Origin of the sequence: Streptomyces sp. NBC_00289, from assembly GCF_041435115.1 — a bacterium.
GTDB lineage: Bacteria > Actinomycetota > Actinomycetes > Streptomycetales > Streptomycetaceae > Streptomyces.
The window spans coordinates 9,484,847-9,506,015 of the sequence record NZ_CP108046.1 but is presented as its reverse complement, the minus strand read 5'-3'; the positions used below and the strand labels follow the sequence as shown (position 1 = coordinate 9,506,015).

Annotated in this window: 14 protein-coding genes; 9 read left to right on the top strand and 5 right to left on the bottom strand. The window is 70.9% G+C overall.

Going from position 1 to position 21,169, the window contains the following annotated elements:
• Positions 1–143: 143 nt before the first annotated feature.
• Both OG985_RS42910 and OG985_RS42905 read right to left on the bottom strand, forming a co-directional pair.
• Complete coding sequence (locus tag OG985_RS42910) at positions 144–3,164, bottom strand: glycosyl hydrolase (protein ID WP_371673831.1); 3,021 nt, start codon at positions 3,162–3,164, stop codon at positions 144–146.
• Positions 3,165–3,390: 226 nt separating this feature from the next.
• Complete coding sequence (locus tag OG985_RS42905; protein WP_371674670.1) at positions 3,391–7,425, bottom strand: helix-turn-helix domain-containing protein; 4,035 nt, start codon at positions 7,423–7,425, stop codon at positions 3,391–3,393.
• Between the two features lie 310 nt (positions 7,426–7,735).
• On the opposite strand from OG985_RS42905, the gene OG985_RS42900 reads away from it, so the two are divergent.
• The 3 genes from OG985_RS42900 (at position 7,736) to OG985_RS42890 (ending at position 10,495) form a co-directional block, all read left to right on the top strand.
• Complete coding sequence (locus tag OG985_RS42900) at positions 7,736–8,212, top strand: hypothetical protein (RefSeq protein ID WP_371673830.1); 477 nt, start codon at positions 7,736–7,738, stop codon at positions 8,210–8,212.
• A 161-nt stretch (positions 8,213–8,373) separates the two neighbouring features.
• On the top strand, positions 8,374–9,399 hold the full coding sequence (locus tag OG985_RS42895; RefSeq protein WP_371673829.1) for a hypothetical protein: 1,026 nt from the start codon (positions 8,374–8,376) through the stop codon (positions 9,397–9,399).
• Between the two features lie 217 nt (positions 9,400–9,616).
• Positions 9,617–10,495 carry an NAD-dependent epimerase/dehydratase family protein gene (locus OG985_RS42890; RefSeq protein WP_371673827.1) on the top strand — a complete coding sequence of 293 codons (879 nt, stop codon included), beginning with the start codon at positions 9,617–9,619 and terminating at the stop codon, positions 10,493–10,495.
• A 144-nt stretch (positions 10,496–10,639) separates the two neighbouring features.
• Here the strand turns inward: OG985_RS42890 and OG985_RS42885 are convergent, their stop codons facing one another.
• Complete coding sequence (locus tag OG985_RS42885; RefSeq protein ID WP_371673826.1) at positions 10,640–11,971, bottom strand: AAA family ATPase; 1,332 nt, start codon at positions 11,969–11,971, stop codon at positions 10,640–10,642.
• Between the two features lie 263 nt (positions 11,972–12,234).
• Complete coding sequence (locus OG985_RS42880; RefSeq protein ID WP_371673825.1) at positions 12,235–12,999, bottom strand: GntR family transcriptional regulator; 765 nt, start codon at positions 12,997–12,999, stop codon at positions 12,235–12,237.
• 451 nt (positions 13,000–13,450) lie between these two features.
• Here OG985_RS42880 and OG985_RS42875 point away from each other — a divergent pair, with 451 nt between their 5' ends.
• The 6 genes from OG985_RS42875 to OG985_RS42850 all read left to right on the top strand — a co-directional run bounded on the left by OG985_RS42875 (position 13,451) and on the right by OG985_RS42850 (position 20,463).
• Complete coding sequence (locus OG985_RS42875; RefSeq protein ID WP_371673824.1) at positions 13,451–14,941, top strand: glycoside hydrolase family 3 protein; 1,491 nt, start codon at positions 13,451–13,453, stop codon at positions 14,939–14,941.
• 233 nt (positions 14,942–15,174) lie between these two features.
• Positions 15,175–16,206 (top strand): phytanoyl-CoA dioxygenase family protein, encoded by a 1,032-nt coding sequence (locus OG985_RS42870; protein ID WP_371673822.1) that lies wholly within the window; start codon positions 15,175–15,177, stop codon positions 16,204–16,206.
• The gene (locus tag OG985_RS42865; RefSeq protein ID WP_371673821.1) at positions 16,203–17,534 is read left to right on the top strand and encodes a DUF6271 family protein; all 1,332 of its coding nucleotides are present in this window, start codon (positions 16,203–16,205) and stop codon (positions 17,532–17,534) included. The genes OG985_RS42870 and OG985_RS42865 overlap by 4 nt, the downstream gene beginning before the upstream one ends.
• The gene (locus tag OG985_RS42860; RefSeq protein ID WP_371673820.1) at positions 17,531–18,742 is read left to right on the top strand and encodes a type III PLP-dependent enzyme; all 1,212 of its coding nucleotides are present in this window, start codon (positions 17,531–17,533) and stop codon (positions 18,740–18,742) included. Before OG985_RS42865 ends, OG985_RS42860 begins: the two co-directional genes overlap by 4 nt.
• Entirely contained in the window at positions 18,743–19,291 is a 549-nt protein-coding gene (locus OG985_RS42855) for a GNAT family N-acetyltransferase (RefSeq protein WP_371673819.1), read from the top strand.
• On the top strand, positions 19,276–20,463 hold the full coding sequence (locus tag OG985_RS42850; protein ID WP_371673818.1) for an MFS transporter: 1,188 nt from the start codon (positions 19,276–19,278) through the stop codon (positions 20,461–20,463). The genes OG985_RS42855 and OG985_RS42850 overlap by 16 nt, the downstream gene beginning before the upstream one ends.
• Positions 20,464–20,563: 100 nt before the next feature.
• Here the strand turns inward: OG985_RS42850 and OG985_RS42845 are convergent, their stop codons facing one another.
• The gene (locus tag OG985_RS42845) at positions 20,564–21,166 is read right to left on the bottom strand and encodes a TetR/AcrR family transcriptional regulator (protein ID WP_371673817.1); all 603 of its coding nucleotides are present in this window, start codon (positions 21,164–21,166) and stop codon (positions 20,564–20,566) included.
• Positions 21,167–21,169: the final 3 nt, after the last annotated feature.

Below are 21,169 nucleotides of genomic sequence, written 5' to 3'. Positions count from 1 at the left end.
ATTCCCGCGCGGAACGCCCTCTGGAGCCTCCCGGCGAGGTGGCAGCGACTAGACCGCGTCTGACCGTGACAGCCGTCGGAACACACCGAACGGCCGATGAGCTCCCCGACGGTGCCCCTCGGCCGTTCTCGCCGCTCTCGGGTTCAGCCGACGCGAGCCTCTCCGTACGGCACCAGACGGACCGGTCCCATGAGCCCGTACGCGGCACGGGTCAGGCCGCCGTAGACCGCCGGGTCGCTGATCCGCAGCCGGTTGGCGAGCGGGGTGGCGACCTCCACCTCGATGACGTTGCGTCCCTGCTTCAACAGGCCACCGAGGTCCACGACGGGGCGGATCTGGTCCACCGGCTCCAGACGGTGGCCGTTGACGGTGACCCGGCAGGTGTCGGTGACCGCGCCGAGTTCGAGGTGTGCGCCGTAGCCGCCACTCCAGCTCTCGCCGAGGGTGACGGTCGTGCGGTAGCGGCCGATGCCGGAGACGTCGGCGAGTTCGCTGATCTGCGACCAGGGCAGCAGGGCGTCCAGGTCGAGGTCGTGCTCCACGACGGTGGTGCGGGTGGCCGTGGAGCCGGGCCGCCAGTCCTCCACGTGCAGCTGCCAGGAGGTCAGCTGCGTCGCGGCGGGGACATCCCGCAACGTCGTACGGACCGTGCGCCCTTGGGACAGGACCGTTTGGTAGGTACCGGACGCGGAGGCGCGGACGGTGAGACCCGTGCCGGTGAAGCGCACCTCGTCCGCCTCGCTCTCGACCGCGTGCGGGCGGCTTCCGTCACGGTCGCCGAAGAGGCCGGGGCGACCGAGCGCCACGATGAGCATCTGCGCGGGCTGGAGAGTGACGCGCACCGTGACGGTGTCGCCGTCCTCGGTGTACCGGCCGATGCGCTCGATCCGGCCGGACCACGGGTCGAGGAGATACGGCACTGACCTGGCGGTGGTGCGGGTCAGGGTCACCTCGTGGTCGATGGCGGCCACGGCGGGCTTGACGGTCTCGGCATGCTTGCCGTTGCAGAGGTAGTAGTAGTCGACGCCGTCGTCCACCCGGTGGAAGTTGAGCAGGGTGGAGGAGGTCGCGTACGTCACGTCGGGCCTCACGCCCAGTTCGGCGAGAGCCGCGGGCACCGCGGTCTTGTCGCTCACCTGCCGGACCAGTGGCTCCGCGAGCAGCCGGCCGACGACGGACCGCAGTTCCCCGGTCTCCCCGCTGTCGGGCAGACCGGACGGCACGACGGTGTCCCAGGCTCCGAGCAGCACGACGGGCAGGCCCGCCCTGGCCAGCCGCAGCAGGGCGCGGGCGTCGGAGAGGGCGAGGGTGACGCTGGAGCCGTAGAAGAAGTCGCCCTCGACGAACAGTGCCTTGTAGGCGGGCCCGTCGGGAGCGAGCCGTCCGCGGCGCACGGTGGCCGAGGGCAGGTCGAGCAGCGGTCCGCTGAGGAACTGGTGGGTCCAGCCGGAGGTGATGCCACTGGCCGTGAACCAGGACGCGCCGATGCCGGTGGCGGAGTAGCCGGTCTGCCGGAAGACCGCCACGTCCGCCCGGGGCCGGCCGGTCTGCAGGACCTCGTGCACGCGGCTGAGGCAGCCGGCGATGTCCGGGACGTGCTTCCAGGTGGCGTGTCTCGGGCCCCAGGACTCGCCGTAGCCGGCGGTCCCCTTGTACGGGGTGAAGGCCGCGTAACCGGGCCAGTTGACGCCCGGCAGTTGGGTGTAGGAGAAACCGTGGATGACGGTCTGGTTGACTCCCGCGGCATAGGCGCCGCCCATGGTGCGCAGGAACTTCTGCCAGGTGGTGCTGTACGCCCCTCCCGCGTACGCGCCCGCCTCGCAGGAGAGCACGGTGTTCCCCGCCATGTCGCGGCCGCCGGCCAGACAGCGGTAGTCGTCAAGGTTCTTGAAGCCCAGGGACTCCCCCTCGGGGATGTCCAGGATCGCGGCCGAGGCGATGGCGTCGGTCTGCAGACCGTACGGCTGCGAGCGCAGTCGCAGGCCGAGCGTGTGGGCCCAGGTGCGCAGTGCCGTGACGTGGTGCTTGGTGAAGAGGGTGGAGACGGTCTCCCAGAAATCGTGCCGGATCTGCCGGGTGGCGGCGGCCTCGAAGGCGAAGACCTGGTTGCTGTTGCCGAGGATCACGGCGGGCAGCAGGGGCAGCAGGGAACGCCCGGTGTGCTTCTCGAACGCCTCCGGCAGACCCGGCGTCCACTGGAGTCCGTCGGTCTCCAGCTCGATGGAGTCCTCGAACAGCGCTCCGCCGGAGATCTTCAGCAGCCGGCGGACGGCGGGCGTGAGGATGTGCGCTTCCCAGAAGTCGGTCACCGCGCGCGTGCCGGCCGCGCTGAAGTGGTCGACGACGTAGGCGGGCGGGTCGGTGTGCGGGCCCGCCTCGGGGGTCTGGCCCGAGCCCCGGACCCAGTACGAGATGAGGACGTAGGTGCCGTCGTCCGGCGCCGTCCAGTTGAGGGTGCCGTCCTTGACGGTGGCGGTCAGGTCCCGCACGGAGTCCTGGTCGAGGCCGGTCTCCTTGCGGGTGGAGTTGGCGGTGTCGACCCGCGCCGCCTGCACCAGCAGCAGGTGCTGCCGGGTCACTCCGGTCTCCGCCTCGTACACGGGGGCCGGTACCGCGCCGGAGTAGGAACTGCCACCGGTCAACGTGACGGTGCCGTAGGCGAGTTCCTTGACCGCCGCGTCACTGTCGGGGGTGATGCCGGGCACCGCGGCAGGCCAGCTGGGGCCGATCGTCAGGTCCACGGTGATCCCACGCCGTGCCGCCTGGCTCAGGGCGGCCTCCACACCGGCGACCCAAGCGGCGCCGCCCCAGCCGTGCCGCTCGGTGTCGAGGACGGAGGTGTCGCTGACGCTGTGGTGTACGGCGGCGATCTCCGCGCCGCCGAAACCGGCATCGGCGATCTGGTCGATCTCGCGCCGGATCTCGTCGGGCTGCACCAGTCCGTCCGGCCACCACCAGCGGAACTTGGGAGCGACGGCTCGCCCGGGATTGACGAACGAAGCCCTATTGAAACGTTCAATCCCAGACTCGGTGGCGGTGTTCGCGGCCGCGACGGCGGGTGCACCCCAGTCCAGCGCGCCTGCTGCCGCCGTGCCGATCGCGGCTCCCAGCAGGGAGCGACGACGAAATCCCGGTCTGGGGTGGGCTGCGGACTGGTCGTTCATGGTGTGGGTTCACTTTCCCGGTGGGCAGCAGGAAGGAGGCCCGCAAGGGGCCTGGGTGTTGAATCGTTAAAATCGTTCTGAAGCTAGATCTGACTCCGGGAGACCGTCAAGGTCCGTGCAGGCGGAAATCACCGCGACCGTCAGGTCGGTGCGGGATGCGAGAGGTGAAGCGTCCGCCGACGGCGGCTTCCCGCCCTCCTTTCGTCGGCGAGCGGCCCCTCTCTGTTCAGCTTCCCTGCCGGCAGGAGTTCACCGGCAGGTCCGTCATGCGCTGTTCCCATCGGGAGCCGCTCAGTGCGCGAGTCAGTCGGCACACGTCGGCGGTGCGGGCGCGCACGTCGGGATTCCACAGTCGTACGCTGCCGTCGATGCTGCTGCTGGCCAGCGTCCGCCCGTCGGGCGCGAAGGTCACGCCCCACACCGCGCTGGTGTGACCGGTGAGGGTGGCAAGCAGTCGGCGCTCGCGCACATCCCACAGCCGCACGGTGCGGTCGTTGCCGCTGCTGGCCAGCGTCCGCCCGTCCGGGGCGAACGCGAGTCCGCGGGCCGAACCGGTGTGCCCGGTGAGGGTGGCGACCGTCCGGTGCCGGGCGTAGTCCCACAGTCGTACGCTGCCGTCGTTGCCGCTGCTGGCCAGCGTCCGCCCGGCCGGGGCGAACGCGACGGCGCGCACGGCACCGGTGTGCCCGGTGAGCGTGGCGGTCGGCCGGCGACGGGCCACGTCCCACAACCGCACGGTCAGGTCGTCGCTCGCGCTCGCCAGAGTGCGGCCGTCACGACTGAACGCCACCGCGTTCACGAAGTCCGTGTGCCCGGTGAGGATCGTCAGCAGCCTGCCACCGGCCACGTCCCACAACCGGACCGTGCCGTCCAGCCCCGCTGACGCCACTGTCCGCCCGTCCGGGGCGAACGCGACCGAGAACACCGCACCCGTATGTCCACGCAGCACGGCGAGCGGCCGGCGACGGGCCACGTCCCACAACCGCACCGTGCCGCCGGTACCCGCCGAGGCCAGTGTCCGCCCGTCCGGGGCGAACGCCACCGAGAACACCGCACCCCGGTGACCACGCAGCACGGCGAGCGGCCGGCGACGGGCCACGTCCCACAGTCGTACCGAGTGATCCGCATCGGCGGTGGCCAGTGTCCGCCCGTCCGGGCTGAACGCGGCGTGCCAGACCTCGGTGAACGGACGTGCCGTCAGCACCGAGCGGCTCAGGTCCCACAGCACGACGGAGTCGTCGAACCCCGCGGTGGCCAGCAGCGTGCCGCCCCGGTCCACCGCCACCCCGAGAACGTAGTCGGTGTGCCCCGACAGCGTTGTCGTGATCCGGTGGCTGCGAACGTCCCACAGGCGCACCGCGCCGTCGCCGCCGGCACCGATCACCGTGGTGGCGTCGGGGGTGAAGGAGACGGCGTTCACGTCGTCACTGCTGCCCGTGAGGCTGGCGGTGACCCGGAGCCGTATCACGTCCCAGAGCCGCACGACGCGGTCTGCGCCGCCCGAGGCGATCGAGCGCCCGTCGGGCGCGAAGGCCACGCCCAGGACCTCGGCGGTGTGGCCCGCGAGGACGGCCTCGGCCCGGCGCCGGACCGTGTCCCACAAGCGGACGGTGTGGTCGGAGCCGCCCGAGGCCAGCGTGCGTCCGTCGGGGCTGAAAGCCAGCGCGTTGATGCCGTCCCGGTGACCGGCGAAGGTGACGATCTGCCGGTGCCTGCCGGTGGTCCGCCACAGGGTGATCGTTCCGTCGGAGCCCGCCGAGGCCAGTGTCCGCCCGTCCGGGGCGTAGGCGACGGCCCGCACCGGTGCGTCGCGGGTGAGGGTGGCGACGACGCGATGGCTGGTCACGTTCCACAGCCGTACGGTGCCGCCCGCGGCGCCGGCCGCACCGGCGGCGCTCGAAGCCCCGGAAGCACCCGCGGCACTTGAGGCACTTGAGGCACCCGCGGCGAGCGTCAGGCCGTCGGGGCTGAAGGCGACCGACCGTACCTTGCCGCCGACGGCGAAGACCGCGATCTGACGGCGCTCGGCGGCCCGCCAGAGCCTCACCGTGCCGTCGTTGCTCGCTGTCGCCACCAAGTGGCCCTGGGGATCGAAGGCAACAGAGTTGACCGCCCCCGAGTGCCCGGTCAGCCGACCGGAGAAGTACTGCGCCTGGGTGCTGAGCAGGGCGCCGCGGGCCTCCGTGGTCGGCTCGGTGCGAAACGCCTCGGCGGCGAGCAGCATGGCGGCCTCGGGCTGCGCGCTCGCCATGGCCGTCGACCGTACGGCCAGTGACTGGGACAGCGTGACACGGCTCTGCCGTAGCGCTTCGGACCGCTGCTGGTAGGCAAGCCCGCCCGCGGTGACGGCCAGACCCAACAGCACCGCGAGCATGACCAGAAGGCGGCGCTGCTTACGCACCTGACGCCGGTCCGCTTCCCGCCGACGGTGCTCCTCGGCTCGGCTCGCCGCGAAGAACTCCGCCTCCAGCGGACCGAGTTCGGCTCCGTCCGCCACGTCCTGTGCCCACTCGGCGACCGCGGACAGCCGGGATCCCCGGTAGAGGACGGACGGGTCGTGCCCCTCCCGCTCCCACTCCACGGCCGCGTCGGCCAGCTGCTGACGGATCAGCAGTCCCGCCCGGTCCGCGTGGATCCAGCCGCGCAGCCTGGGCCAGGCGTGCAGCAACGCCTCGTGGGTGATCTCGACGGTGTCCCGGTCGACGGTGATCAGCCGCGCCTGCACGAAGGCGTCGAGCGCCGCGGCGGCTGCCGTGGGGTCGGACAGCTGCTCCAGCAACGCCGCGCGGTTCAACCGGCGCCGGGTCTCCTCGCTCCCGTCGCCGAGCTGGACCAGTCGCACCAGGGCCTGGCGGATCATGGTCTGTTCGGCCGGATACAGGCCTGCGAAGCTGGTCTCGGCCGTCCTCGCGACGGCCCCCTGGATACCACCGCTGCGCTCGTAGCCCGCGATGGTCAGCGTATGGCCGTCCCGGCTCTGCCAGGTCGCCATCAGGGCATGGGAGAGCAGGGGCAGGGCACCGGCCGGAGCGGGCGCGGACTCGTCCGGTCCGGTCCGTCCCTCCGAGCCGTGAGGGCCGTCAGGGCCGTCAGGGCCGTCAGGGCCGTCAGGGCCGATCGATCCGCCCAATCCGTCCGAGCGGTCCAACCGGTCCGGTGCGGCCTTGGGTTCCGAGCGCAGTCCCGCGTCCCCTAGCAGCAGTCGGACCAGGCCAGGAGCCAGGAGGAGGCCTGCCTGCCGAGCCGGGCGGGTGATCGACTCGCGCAGTTCCCGTACGGTCATCGGCCGCAGGACGAACAGCCCCGCGGCGAACGCGGCGGCCAGCTCGGGATGATCCAGGCAGCGGCCGGTGAAATCGGCCCGCATCCCGAGGACCACCACCGCCGACGGCCGGCCGGTTCCGGCGCCGTTCGCCGGGTCCTGGGTCGCCATCACACACAGAACGCGGATGAAGGCGCGCCGTTCGGCCTCGTCCGAGCAGAGGGTGAAGACCTCCTCGAACTGGTCCACCAACAGCACCAGGCGGCTCGGGGGCGGCTCGCGGCCCGCACGCTCCTCCGGCGGTCTATGGTCACCCACTCCGGCACGGCCCTTCGTCCGCCCGACTGCGGCCGCCCATCTCGCCGGGTCCTCTCTCAGCTCCTCGACCGTGATGCCCAGGTCCTCGCCCAGCACCTTGGACGTCTGGGACAGAAGTTCCTCGAGCGGACGGGCCGTGGGGGTGACAACCACGACCGGCCACCCGCGCGACCCCGCCATCGGCAGCGCACCGTCACGCAACGCTGGTACGAGACCGGCGTTGAGCAGTGACGACTTGCCCGCCCCCGACGGCGCCACGAGCAACAGCGGTCCGTGTCCCACCCGGTCGAAGAGCCGGTCCACCAGCGTGGCGGTCGCTCGCTCGCGCCCGAAGAACCAGCGTGCGTCCTGCGGAGTGAAGGCGGACAGGCCCCGGTAGGGGCACTCTTGCGCCTGTCCCTGCGCCCGGTCGACCCCGTCCGCGTCCCCTCGCCGGGCGCCGTCCGCGTCCGGCAGTCCCGTTCCGTCGCCCGCGGGGGCGTCCCGTAACAGCCGTAGGAGAGCGCCACCCGCGCTCAGGGCCTCGTCGCAGCGGCGCGCCACATCCGGCGTGACGGGCTTGGCCCCGTTCTCGATCTTGCTGAGATAGCCCTTGCTGTAGTGCACCCGCTGAGCAAGTGCGGTCAGTGACAGTCCTCTTCGGTTTCTCAGGCGTCTCAGCTCGGAGGGGAAGTCCGGCATCGCGCCGCCGGATCCTCCCGTGTCGGCTCCCCGGTCCCGCGCTCCCCCGGTCGTGTGCGGCTCCTCGTCCACGCCACCCCCCACGGCGGTCCGCGTCCCCCCGTTGGCACGCCTCGCACCGCCGTCCCGTTTCCACGCTACAGCCGGGTCTGAGGGGACCCCGGCGGCGATCAGGGGCGGGTGTTTCCCTGTTTCCCGTTCCCGGGGTCGACGGGAAACATCTCGACAGGCCGGTGACTTGGGACGAAGGCTCGGAACCCGGGTCGGCCACCAAGTCGGCCCGTGGAGAGGCACCTTCAGGGAGGGAACCATGAAGACCCGTACACTTTCGGCCGTTGTCGCCGGGTCGGCCGCCGCCGCACTCGTACTGACCGGTGTCGGCACGGCAGTCGCCGCGCCGGCCGAGTCGGACAGCCACAGCAAGTCGTCGACGCACGCCACCGCGGCCACGGCAGCCGCCGCGGCCGCAGGCCCGGCCAGGGCGGCCTGGGACGGCAACATCTACCTCTACTACAGCACGGCCTCCAACAGCGCCTGGCGCGGCTTCTACCCGGCCGTCCCGGACTTCGCCGGATACACCTTCACCTCCGGCGTCGACGGCCTCGGCCAGCGCGTGAAGAACAACGTCAACCGGGCGTGGAACAACGACCAGAACAACGCCGCGAACATTTGGTACAACGAGAACTACCAGGGCGCGGTGGACACCTTCTACCCGGGCGAGGCGCGCCAGCTCAAGACCTCGGTCCGCAACGACAACGCCTCGCTGAGCTGGACCTACCTGGGCTGAATCCCATGTGCGTGGCGGCGGGCCGTGGAGACGACCTCTCGGCTCGCCGCGACGGGGCCACACCGTCCGTCATCCGGCACCCAGCACCCAGCACCCAGCACCCAGCACCCAGCACCCAGCACCCACAACCGTCATCTGCCCGCCCACAGGGGGAGACGCACATGCGCATGCCGGCAACGACCTCTGGTGGGGCGGGTTTTCGTACCACCGCAGTCCTCGGCGTAGCGGCCGGTCTGGTCGCGATCACCGGCTGTTCGGACGGAGCGGCCACCGCCGACCCGCGAGAGTCCGCGCCCACCACGGCACGGCATGGCGGCGCGGCGGACCGGGCACTGCCCCCGGTTGCCGAGACGCCGGTGATGCTCGGCGTGAAGTCACTGGTCCTGCCGATCGAGCCATATCTGTTCACCGACCGCCAGATGGCCGACATCCTGCATGCCCGGGAGGCGCTGGTGGCCCCGTGCATGCGACGGTTCGGCTTCGACTGGCCCGCCTCCGGCCCGCGGCCGAGCGAAAGCACCGGCACCGGCACCGGCATGAAGAACGCGGCCAACATCTCACGCCGCTACGGCATCACCGACCCGGCCGCCGCGGCACGCTACGGGTACCACTTCGCATCCGACGCCCGGCAGAAGACCCCCAAGGACACTTCGGCCCGACAGCCGGACTCGGACGCCCTGACCGTACTGACGGGACGCACCGACGACGGCGACCCGGCCCCGACCCACCACCACGGCCGGACCGTTCCGGAGGCGGGCTGCCAGGGGCAGGCGACCGCCCGGCTCTCCGGCGATCCACAGCGGCTGGGCAACGGCCAACTGGTGGGCGAGATCAACATCGTCAGCTACCAGCGGTCGCAGACCGACCCCCGCGTGAAGTCGGTCTTCCGCGCCTGGTCGGCCTGTATGAAGGGACACGGATACTCCTACGCCGCTCCCACCGACGCCCCCGGCAAGGACCCGCGTTTCACGGGCCCCGCGCCCACCCGGCGGGAGATCGCACTGGCGCGCACCGATGTGACCTGCAAGCGGCAGACCAACGTGATCGGCGTCTGGTCCACAGTGGACGCCGCCTACCAGCGGCAGATGATGGCGACGAAGCCGCGGGAGCTCGCACGGGCGAAGAACGACATCCGCGTCCAGACGGCGAACGCGAACCGCGTACTGAACGATGAAGCCGACGACTGACGGCCGACGACTGACGGCCCACGGCCGCCGACTGACGGCCGAGTGCTCACGGCCGACGGCTCACGGCTCACGGCTCACGGCTCACGGCGAGCGACACGAGGCGAGCGACACGAGGCGAATTGCCCCGGCAGTACGTCGTTGAATTGACTCAGCCCAGTGCGTCGCTTCCGATCTAGGCTGGGCTCGCACCTCCGCACCACCTGAAACTGGAGCTCTCATGCGGGTCTTCGTCGCCGGCGCCACCGGCGCCGTCGGCAATCTGCTCGTGCCCATGCTGCTTGCGGCGGGGCACGAGGTCACCGGGACCTCGCGGTCCCTGGCCGGGGTCGAGCGGATCAGGAGCTTCGGAGCGACGGGAGTTCAGGCCGACGCTCTGCACGCGGAGAAGCTACGGCACGTGGTCTGCGCGGCAGCTCCGGAGGCAGTGATCCATCAGCTCACCGACCTCTCCGGTGCGGACGGAGCCGCCAATGGCCGAGTACGCCGAGATGGCACCCGGAATCTGGTCGACGCCGCGAAGGCGGCTGGGGTCGACCAGATCGTCGTACAGTCGATTTCCTGGACGTATGCGCCGGGCGAGGGACCGGCCGAGGAGGCCGTGCCGCTCGACAGCACGGCCGCTCAGCCCCGGGCCGCGATGGTGGCCGCGGTCAGGGCCCTGGAGGAGACGGCGGCCGAGGTGGAGACAGCCGTCGTGCTGCGTTACGGACTGCTGTACGGCCCCGGCACCTGGTATGCACCGGACGGCGCTTTCGCGGCGGCCCTGGCCGGCGACCGGACGGCGCGGTTCCTGGGGAGCACCGTGGCGAACGACGCGGTCAGTTCCTTCGTCCATGTCGCCGACGCGGCAGGAGCGGCGCTGGCCGCACTCGGCTGGCCGGGCGGACCGGTCAACATCGTGGACGATGAGCCCGCCCCCGCCCGCGAGTGGCTGCCAGAGCTGGCCAAAGCCCTTGGCGTGCCCGCACCCGGTCCGGTTCCGGGACGCCAGGAGTGGGAGCGCGGCGCTTCCAATGCGCTTGCCCGTAGCCGTGGTTGGCAGCCCGAGTGGCCGACCTGGCGGACCGGTTTCGCCGCCCAGCGTGACATCCCGTGAGTTCTCCGTAGGTCTGCTCAGGGGTCGTTCTCCCTGTACTTTCACCCGGGAGCCATGTGTCACTCGGGGTGTCGCGGCACGGGGTGGTGGCTTCGCCGACCCGAGTGTGTGCCACGGAATGGAGCGCAGGGAGGTGTCGCCCTCTCAGCCTCCGCTCCGGGGTGAGGTGGCCTGGCGCGGGAGCCACACCCGGCCGCCCGCGCCGCACCCGGCAAGGGACTCCGGCAGGCAGTGCGCCACGTACAGGCGCATCGCGTCGTACAACCGGTAACGGACCCGCCCGTCATCGTCGACTCGGCTGATGTGCATCACCTGTCGGTACAGCAGTTCGTCGAGGAGTTCCATCGCCAGCTCCCGTGACGGCGCCACCTGGGCCATCACGTCGTCGGCGCTGAAGTCGCCCCGCATGCAGACGAGTTGTGGAAGCGCGGCCTGGATCGGGAGCGGCAGTGACCGGTGGTGGGCCGCCACGCTCGCCTGCAGTGACAGGTCTCCGACGCGCAGGGCCCGGAGGCGGTCCTGCGCGAACAGCAGGCGGCCTGCCAGGTCGCGCAGGGAGCGGTGCGGGCGAGCCGAGAGCCACAGTCCGGCGATGTGCACAGCCAGCGGCAGCCTCCCGCAGGACTCGAGGATGCTCAGCGCGGCCGACCGTTCGGCGTGGACGCGGTCAGCGCCTACCAGGTCCTCCAGGACCATCTGGGCGGCGACCGGGCTCAGAGCGCCGACCCGGTGGCTGAACTGCGCGGGCAGGGCGGGGAGTTCGCGTCGCGCGGCCACCAGGACGGCACTGCGGACGTCTTCCACCAGCAGCGGCCGGACATGGGCCTCGCTGTCGGCGTTGTCGAGGACCACGAGGACGTGTCTCCTGCTGAGCAGGTCCCGGAGCTGTGCGCCTGCCTCCTCGGGGTTGTCGGCGGCGGGCCCGCCATCGAGCGAACGGAGGATGCGGCGCACGAGGGTGTCCGGTGTGAGGGGCGGAGAGGAGACTGGATGCAGGTCGACGTAGACCTGCCCGTCGGGGAACTGGTCCCGTACTCCGTGAGCGGTCTGCAGGACCAGCGAGGTCTTGCCCGAGCCGGCGGGCCCGACCACGATCGCCGGCCGTGCGTGGTCGCGTTGTTCCCTCGTCGTGACGAGGGCCCGCAGGGAGGCGATGAGCCGCTCCCTGCCGACGAGTCGGTGGCGCGGTGCGGCGGGAAGTTCCGCGGGCTGGAGGCGGTGGGCTGATCCGTGGCGGGTTCCGGCGTGGGGTTTGCCCCGCAGTTGGTCTGCCGCACCGGGCGGCAGACCGAGTGCCGCGGCGAGCAGGCGCAGTGACTGTTTGCGCGGGCGGGCGGTGTGGCCGGTCTCGAGGTTGCGGATGGCCCGGACGCTGAGTCCGGAGCGCTCCGCGAGGTCCTCCTGCGTGAGGCAGGCCGCCTCGCGCGCGGTGACCAGTGCCGTCGCCAGCGTGTCCGACGTGAAGAGTTCCGTCACGACAAGTCCATCTCGTTGTTCTGGCAGCTGTGTGTGGGAGGGCGGCGACGACGGCGAACGGGCGGACCGACGGAGGTCGGAGAGGGGGGACGTGCGTTCGGTGCGGTCGGGAAGCCGCCGGACGGCGGTGATGCGGCCGCCGTGGACGGTGCTCCGGCATGGTGGGGGCGAGAGTGGGGTCCTGCGGGTGAGGGCCGGTGCGCGGGAGCGGCGAGCCGGGTTCTCGACATGCCGATCTGCGGGGTGGAGATCCGCTCGGGCACTCAGTCCGCGGGAGGCTTCAGGTTGACCACGAACTTGTAGCGGGAGCCGCGGTAGACGGAGCGCACCCATTCGACCGGTGTGCCCTGCGCGTCCTGCGAGTGACGGCACAGCAGCAACACCGGATGGCCGACCTCCGTGGCGAGGAGCGCGGCGTCGCGGGGGGTCGCCAAGGACGTCTCGATGGCTTCCTCGGCTTCGGTGAGGTGCACGCCGTAGACCTCGGCGAGCGCGGTGTACAGCGAGGTGAAGGTGGCCAGCGACGCCGGCAGGGCGGGAAACCGCCCGGCGGAAAGGTGTGTGGTCTCGATCGCCATGGGTTCGCCGTTGGCCAGCCGCAGTCGTTCGATGCGCAGCACGCTGTCGCCGACATCGATGTCAAGAAGTTGGGAGAGTTTGCCGTCGGCCTCGACGTGACGGACGTCCAGGATCCGGGAGGCAGGTGCGAGGCCCTGCGCGTACATGTCCTCGGTGTGGGAGGTGAGTTGAAGGGTGCGGGAGAGTTTGGGCCGGGCGACGAACGTCCCCTTCCCCTGCATGCGGTCCAGTCGGCCTTCGCCCACGAGTTCCTGCAGGGCGCGCCGGACCGTGGTGCGTGAGGTGGCCAGCTCGAGGGCGAGTAATCGCTCGGCCGGCATGCGCGCACCAGGCATCCGCGACTGCGTCATCTCCAGGACCCGCTGTTTGATGCGGTAGTACTTCGGCACTCGCGCGCCGCCACCGGGCGCCCGCGTGTCGTACTGAGCGCTGCTGACGTCCGTGGTCATGGCCTGCCCTCCCGGCTTTGTCACCGGGTTCCCGTTATAGACCCGCCCCCGCCCTTTGGTCTAGTCCAAACAGAGCGTGTCGCTCGCGAACATGCGCGAGCCGCGGCCTGCCCACCGGCGCTCAACTGCGGTTTGCCGAAGCCACCTTGACGCTGCCAAAAGTCTAGGCCAAGCTCCCCGAGGCAGGTCTACACCAGTAGGCGGTCGGTCACACCCTGTGCTGCGGCGAGGCGCGGCGGTCTTCGTCGTGGGCGTACGCCGAGGACATCCCCGAGGAAGGAGGCCGTGCCTCGCGGCGTGAGTGACGGAGTCACCTGCCGTTCGCGCGGCGGCGACCCACTGCCACCCCGCGCGACCGACACGTGAACGGCCGGATCGACCACCCCGTGAACGGCCTGACCGACGACCCATGAACGGCCTGCCTGACGGCGCCGAAAGGAATGACGCCCAGATGACAACGTTCGCCACCGGCAACGACACCCTCACCCGTGACGCCCTCGCGGTACTGCAGCCGGGGTTCGCCGGCACCACGGCACCCGACTGGGTGCGGCGCCGCGTCAGCGAGGGGCTGGCCTCCGTCGCCCTGTTCGGCCGCAATGTCGCCACGCACGAGCAGGTCGCCGACCTCACCACCCGGTTGCGAGCCGAGCGGGACGATCTGCTGATCGCCATCGACGAGGAGAGCGGCGACGTCACCCGCCTGGACGTCCGTACGGGCTCCTCGTTCCCCGGCAACCACGCCCTGGGCGCTGTCGACGACCCCGGCCTCACCCGCGACGTCGCCCGAGAACTGGGCCGCCGCCTGGGCGCATGCGGCGTCGACTTCGACTGGGCGCCCTCCGCGGACGTCAACGCCAACCCCGACAACCCCGTCATCGGCGTACGCTCCTTCGGCGCTGACACCGACCTCGTGGCCCGGCACACCGCCGCCTACGTCCAGGGCCTGCAGTCCACCGGCGTCGCCGCCTGCACCAAGCACTTTCCCGGCCACGGCGACACCAACGTCGACTCCCACCACGCGGTGCCGCGCATCGACGTCGACGCCGACACCCTCTACGGGCGCGAACTCGTCCCGTTCCGCGCGGCCATCGAAGCAGGGACGCGCGCCGTCATGAGCGCACACATCCTCGTCCCCGCCCTGGACCCGGACCGTCCGGGGACCCTTTCCCGCCGGATCCTCACCGACCTGCTGCGCGGTGAACTGGGCTACGACGGCCTGATCGTCACGGACGGCATGGAAATGCGCGCGATCTCGCAGGCGTACGGCCTGGAGCACGGAGTCGTGCTGGCGATCGCGGCGGGCGCCGACGCGATCTGCGTGGGCGGTGGACTGTGCGACGAGGGCACCGTGCTGAAGCTCCGGGACGCGCTGGTCGCCGCCGTCCGCTCCGGCGAACTCCCGGAGGAGCGGCTGGCCGACGCCGCAGCCAGAGTGCGGGACCTGACGCGGTGGACGGCCGACGCGCGGCGGGGCGGGGCCGCGCGCGTGGCGGCCGACCCGGAGATCGGGCTGGTAGCGGCGCGCCGTGCGCTGGCCGTGCGGCGGGCGGGGGCCGCGTCTCCGCTCGACGAGCCCGTGTACGTCGCGACGTTCCATCCGGCCGCGAACATCGCCGTCGGCAAAGAGACGCCGTGGGGCGTCGGTCTCGAACTGGAGCGGTTGCTGCCAGGCACCACGACCGGGTCCTTCACCGGCTCCGACGCGGGTGTGGCGGCACTGGCGGCAGCGGGCGGCCGTCGCATCGTCGCGGTGGTCCGTGACGAGCACCGGCACGACTGGATGCGGGCGGCCCTGGACGTACTCCTCGCCGCCCGCCCGAACACCATCGTGGTCGAGATGGGCGTGCCGCAGGCTCCGCCGCGGGGCGCCGTGCACCTCGCCACGTACGGAGCCGCCCGCGTCTGCGGCGTGGCGGCGGCCGAGCGGATCGTCGCGGGGTGACCTACCGGATACGGATCGTGGCGAAATGACCTACGGCAAGGGGGTCGTCACGGGCTGACAACGGACGGTGCGGCAACTACCGGCAACTGGCAGGCACTTGGCGGCAGTTCCGCAGGAACCCGTTGACCACGCCCAGTGGTCTAGTCCAGCTTGAGGGGCCTCAGTTCGATTTCCGCAGCGACTGAGAGCCAGCCACTCAGCCCCTGGGCTGCCGTCGCCCCTGGAGTGATCGCATGCCGACACCCGCCCCCTATCTGCATCGAGCCGCATCCGAGCGCCCCTATTTCAGCGCGGACGCCGAGACGTACCTCGCTCCGACGCCACTGAGGGATGTCTCCAAGGCGCGGCCGCTACGCGTGCTGTCGCCGGAGGACCTGGCGTTCTGGCAGACGTACGGCTACGTCGTCGTCCGTGACGCCATCTCGCCCGGCGCGGCCAAGAGCCTCCTCGAATTCGCCTGGGAGTTCCAGGGCCTCGACCCGGACCGCCCCGAAACCTGGTACGAGGAGCGCGAGTTCCGCTCGGACCTGGACCGTGACCTGCACGTGTACGGCTTCGTCGAGGCCTACCACCACCAGCTCATCTGGGACAGCCGGCAGACGGAGCGCGTCTACGACGCCTTCGTCGACGTGTGGGACTGCGAGGAGCTGTGGGTCACCCTCGACAGGCTCAACCTCAACCCGCCCAACCGGGGCAGTCGTTCGCGCTCCCTCATCGAGTCCACCGACGAGGGCTTCGACATCGAGCTGCACTGGGACGTCGACACCACTCTCGGTGTGCTGCCGCAGCGGGTGCAGGGCATCATCGCCCTCAACGACACCCAGCCCGAACTCGGCGGCTTCCAGTGCGCGCCCGAACTCTTCCGGTCCTTCGAGGAGTGGAAGCTCACCCAGCCGGCCGACCGCGACCCCATCCGGCCCGCGATCGACCGCTCGCGGTTTCCGCTGGTGCGCCCGGATCTGCAGGCCGGCGATCTGCTGATCTTCAACGGGCTGCTGGCGCACGGCGTGGCGCCCAACCTCTCCGACAACGGTGTCCGCGCGGTCCAGTACCTATCGATGATGCCCGCGCTCAGTGAACACGAGGAACTGCGCGCTTCCCGCGTCGAGTCCTGGCGGACGCTCAGCACCCCAGGCTGGAACGGGACCCTGCTCGGCGACGCGACCCGGCACGAGTCGCTGAGGTACGGGCCCGCGACCCTCAACGACCTGGGCAGGAGACTTCTGGGACTTGATCCCTGGAGCGGACGAGGAAACGCCCGGTGAACCGAGCAACCGGCACCGACCGCATCTGTCTGGCCCTGCCCACGAACAGGCTCTGCTCCGCTGCCATATCGGCGATCGCCGAGGAGGCGGCGTACGCGACTCGCCACTTCGGTGTCGAGGTTCATCTGCTGATCCTCGACTCCTCCGACGAGGCCACCCGCCGGGACCACGCACACGTCGTGGCCGGGCTCCCCGCCACACACAACGTCGTCGTGCACCACCTCGACGAGGAGCGCCAGCGGGACTTCCTGCGGCGCGTGATCCGGAAGGCGGGCCCGGCCGAGCCCGACCTGATCCTCGACCTCCTGCTGCCGGACGCCGTCTCCTACGGATCCTGCACGAACCGCGCCTTTCTGATCGCCGGTGCCCTCGGCTGCCGGTCCGTGCACCGCAGGGACTCGGACAGCGCCTACCAGATCCTGGACGGTGAGCCGGTCTTCCCGATCCACCACGAACTCGCATCCCTGGGCAGACCCGCCGCCGAAGCGTCGACCGAGGTCTCCGAGACGGACCTCGACCCCGCCCACGCCCATCGGCCCGTGTCCATGGTCGGCTCCTCCTTCATCGGCGAACTGTCCGTGGACATCGACGAGATCCGGCGGCTGGACGAAGGCATCTACCACGACGTCGTGAGCCTGTGGGCGCCCGGCCACTGGTCGGACGAGCGGAAACGGCACCTCGTCGAGGAGTCCTTCAAGGGCTCCGGGACCGAACGCTTCACCCGGGACCACTCGGTGCTGACGCTGGTCGACCCCATGCGGGTGGACATGTGCAACATCAGCTTCGATCACGAGGTGTACGAGCGGATGCCGCTTCCTCCGGCGACCAGCACCATCGGCAGTGACTACTTCCTCATCCACCTGGTCCACGACGCCGCGCTCCCGGGTGTGCTGCACAACCGCGACATCGAGAACTTCTACACCCCCGAACGGCGCACCGACCCCGGGTTCACGGCCTACCAGACACGGTTCGTGAAGTTCCTGCTGTCGATGCTGTACTTCAACTTCGTCTACGAAGGCATGGCCGCGGCGGGCCCCGCTCTGCTCGACGAACACCAGCGCATACGGCCCGACACGGTCGTCGGCCTCCTCCGCGCGAGCACGGGCCTGGACCACACCGAGAACCTGTGGCGGCTGGAACGCGTCGGCATCTCGTACCGGAAACTCGGCGGCAGATACGAGGCGTTCGCCGACCGGTTGACCGCTCGCCGCGACCGACTGCTGGACGAGGCCGAGCGCGACATCGAGCACTTCGCCCTGCTGATCGAGGCCTGGGCCGCGTTGATGCGCGCGGCCGAGGACCACGGGGTCGGGAGCGCGGCCGGGTGAGCACGCACGTGGACGGGCGACTGGCGGCCGCGCTGACAGCCGCCTCGTCGGACCGCATCGTCTTCGATCTCACCGGGATCGAGGACCAGTACGAGCGGCTGCTGCGCGAACTGCCGGACGTGCGCGTCCGCTTCGCCATGAAGGCCTGTCCCGTCGACGAGGTCCTCACCTGCCTCGCGGACCGGGGCGCCGGCTTCGACGCGGCGAGCCCCACAGAGATCGGACAGGCCCTGCGCACCGGGGTGCCCGTGGAACGGATCCACTACGGCAACACCGTCAAGTCCGACGCGGACATCGCCGAGGCCCACCGGCTCGGCGTGCGGACCTTCGCCACCGACAGCGTGCAGGACGTGGCGGCGATCGCCGCGCACGCCCCCGGGTCCCGTGTGTTCTGCCGACTCGCCACCAGCGGGGACGGAGCCCTGTGGGGTCTCAGCCGGAAGTTCGGCTGCTCGCGGGACGACGCGGTGCGCGTGCTGGATCAGGCGCGCGCGGCCGGTCTCACCCCGGCAGGGCTGTCGGTCCACGTCGGTTCGCAGCAGATGACTTGCGAGGCCTGGCGGCAGGCCTTCGACCACCTCGCCGACACCCTCGTGACCCTCCGCGAGCAGGGGATCGTCGTGGATCACATCAACCTCGGCGGCGGCCTGCCCGCACTGGGCTACCTCGACCGGCACGGCACAAGGCTCGAACCCCCGTTGGACAAGATGTTCGCCGTCATCCGCGACGGAATGGAGCAGTTGCGGGCCGTCAACCGCGCACCGCTGGACTTCGTCATGGAGCCGGGCCGCCATCTGGTGGCCGACCACGGCGCCATCCGCGCGCACGTCTACCGGCTCACCTCGCGCCGGCAGCCCGACGGCGAACGCGTCCACTGGCTGTATCTGAGCAGCGGCAAGTTCAACGGCCTCTACGAGATGGACCAGTTGAGCTACCGGCTGGTCTTCCCCGGCCACTTCGACGGGAAGCGTGTGAGCGCGGTCGTCGCGGGGCCCACGTGCGACAGCGACGACGCATACGGGTCCGGACATCACCCCGTGCCCGTGCCCGAGGCCGTCACCTCCGGCGACCCGGTCTGGATCCTGTCCGCGGGCGCCTACGCCACCAGCTACATGACCCAGGGCTTCAACGGCTTCCGCCCGCTCCCGTACACGTGCGTGCGACACGCCGCGTACCCGGCCGGGACAGCCATGGCAAGGGGGAACTAGGTGGACCACGCGATGCGCATGCGCCCCATCCGCGACGGCGACTGGCCGTACATCGCCGCCCTTGAGGCCGAGGCCTACGAGGGCGGTGGACTCGCCGAGGGACGCGCGGTGCTGGAATCCCGGTGGCGGGCCTCACCGGCCACCTGCTTCGTGCTGGACCTCGACGAACGCGTCGCGGGCTACCTGCTCGCCCTGCCCTACCCGATGTTCCGGTACCCGGACCTGGCCCGTACGGAGCAGCCCGCCGTCCGCTCGCGGAACCTGCACCTGCACGACATGGTCGTCGCGCCGGACCTGCGCGGCAGAGGACGGGGCAGCACACTACTGCGCCATCTCGCGGAGACGGCCACATCGACGTACGAACACGTCTCTCTGATCGCCGTCGAAGGCAAGGCGACGTTCTGGGCGTCCCGCGGATTCCGCGCCCACCAGGGGGTCGCCGTCCCGCCCGAGTACGGCGACGACGCCGTCTACATGTCCCGGTCCCTGTCCGCAGGCGGCAACGCCGGCTCGAAGAAGGTGGACGGTCTCCCATGCCCCGTGTCCTAGACGATTTCCGGCGCGCGCAGTTGGCCATCGCGGCCCTGTTCTGCTTCCTCGGGTTCCAGTACGCCACCTGGGCCTCCCGACTTCCCGCCCTCAAAACGCGGCTGGGCCTGAGCGAGACGGAGGTGGGCCTGCTCCTGATGGCCTGCGGCGCGGGGGCGGCGGCTTCCTTCCCCCTCGTCGCGTACCTGATGAAGCGCCTGGGCTCCAGATCCCTGTCTCTGCTGTCCGCGCTGTGCCTGGTGGCCATCCTGCTCGGGCTCTCGGCAGCGCCGAACTACCCCGTGGCCCTGCTGGTCATCTGTGCCGACGGCGTGGCCGTCGGCTGCCTGAACGTTGCCATAAACGCGCAGGGCGCCGCCCTGGAGGCCGCCTACCGGCGCACCGCCATGACCCAGCTGCACGCGACGTTCAGCGGCGGATCGTTCGCCGCGGCGCTCGTGGCATCAAGCATCAACACGGTGACGTCGGCCATGACGCCGCACTTCGCGACCGCGGCCGTCCTGCTTCTCCTGCTCCTCGCCTACGCCAGAACCAGGTTGCTGGCGGACCAGCAGAATCGGCAGGAGAAGCCCGCCGCCGAGCAGAAGGACGAGAAGAGCCGCCGCAGACTGACGATGCCTTCGCAGGTGACGCTGTGGCTGGGCTGCGCCATGGTGTTCGGCACGGTCACGGAAGGCGCCATGAACGACTGGTCGGCGCTCTACATGAAGGACGTCGCCGACGCACCGGACCGGCTCGCCCCACTGGGCATCGCCGTCGTCTCGGTCATGATGGTCCTGGCGCGCCTCCTCGGCGACGGCTGGCGCAGCCGCTGGGGCGACGCCCGTGTCGTCCGCGTCGGCAGCGCGGTGGCCGGCGCGGGACTGGCCCTGGCGCTGCTTGTGGGCGGCGTGGTGCCCGCGCTCATCGGATTCGCCTGCGTGGGCCTGGGTATCGCGGCCGTGACGCCATGTCTGTACGTCGCCGCGGCAGCTCAGGGCTCGGACGCGCTCGCCCTGGTCGCCACCATGGGAACCATCGGCCTCCTGGCAGGCCCGGCCGTCATCGGCTTCGTGTCCGGCGCCGCCGACCTGAGCTGGGGCATGGCCGTCGTCGCCGCGTCGGCGATCGCCGTGTCGATCTGCACGACACGCATTCGCTGGAACACGGCGAAGCAGGCCGTGAGTTCATGACCAGCCGCGAGGTCGGCGCGGACCAGTACCGGGTGCGGTGTGAGAGCGACGGCGGCGGCCACCAGGGCACGTAGGCCCGGCCGACCGGTCACCGGCCTGGTCAGAGGATCCGGTCGGTTGCTTTCAGGGAGTCGAGCCAGCGGAGGAGGCGGGCTCCCTCACGGGCCATGATGTCCGGGCTGCGCAGAGCGTTGGCCAGGAGCGACATGCCCTGGTAGGCGGAGACGAGGGTGACGGCGAGGTCGTCCGGCTCGGGCAGACCCATGGCGCGGAACTGGCCTTCGACCCAGTCCAGGAGTTGCCGGACCACAACGCCGGCCTCCACGTCGAGGGTGCCGTCGGCGCGCTTGTCGAGCTCGGCGGCCAGGGTGCCGGTGGGGCAGCCGAAGCGGGCAGCGACGTCGCGCCGGCTGACCCAGGCTTCGATCAGGGTCTTGAGGCGGTCTCGCGGGTCGGGCAACTCGTCCAGTGAACGGGTGAGTTCGTCCAGGTTCGCGCTGTGCTCGGCCAGTGCGGCGCGGACCAGGTCATCCTTGGTCTTGAAGTAGTAGTACACGTTCCCGACGGGCACCTCGGCCACGCGCGCTATGTCGGCAAGTGTCGTGCGTTCGACGCCCTGTTCGTGCAGGACCCGGGCCGCCGCCGCGGTGAGCCGTCGGCGTTTGTCGGCCGCCCGCGCCTTGGGCTTCAGTGAGTCAGTCACCTC

What these genes read in the sequence shown, in the direction of transcription:
- OG985_RS42870 (WP_371673822.1), top strand. Translation starts at nt 15,175, where the DNA reads ATGCCGACACCCGCCCCCTATCTGCATCGAGCCGCATCCGAGCGCCCC.
- OG985_RS42905 (WP_371674670.1), bottom strand. Translation starts at nt 7,425, where the DNA reads ATGCCGGACTTCCCCTCCGAGCTGAGACGCCTGAGAAACCGAAGAGGA.
- OG985_RS42910 (WP_371673831.1), bottom strand. Translation starts at nt 3,164, where the DNA reads ATGAACGACCAGTCCGCAGCCCACCCCAGACCGGGATTTCGTCGTCGC.
- OG985_RS42890 (WP_371673827.1), top strand. Translation starts at nt 9,617, where the DNA reads ATGCGGGTCTTCGTCGCCGGCGCCACCGGCGCCGTCGGCAATCTGCTC.
- OG985_RS42895 (WP_371673829.1), top strand. Translation starts at nt 8,374, where the DNA reads ATGCGCATGCCGGCAACGACCTCTGGTGGGGCGGGTTTTCGTACCACC.
- OG985_RS42850 (WP_371673818.1), top strand. Translation starts at nt 19,276, where the DNA reads ATGCCCCGTGTCCTAGACGATTTCCGGCGCGCGCAGTTGGCCATCGCG.
- OG985_RS42880 (WP_371673825.1), bottom strand. Translation starts at nt 12,999, where the DNA reads ATGACCACGGACGTCAGCAGCGCTCAGTACGACACGCGGGCGCCCGGT.
- OG985_RS42875 (WP_371673824.1), top strand. Translation starts at nt 13,451, where the DNA reads ATGACAACGTTCGCCACCGGCAACGACACCCTCACCCGTGACGCCCTC.
- OG985_RS42900 (WP_371673830.1), top strand. Translation starts at nt 7,736, where the DNA reads ATGAAGACCCGTACACTTTCGGCCGTTGTCGCCGGGTCGGCCGCCGCC.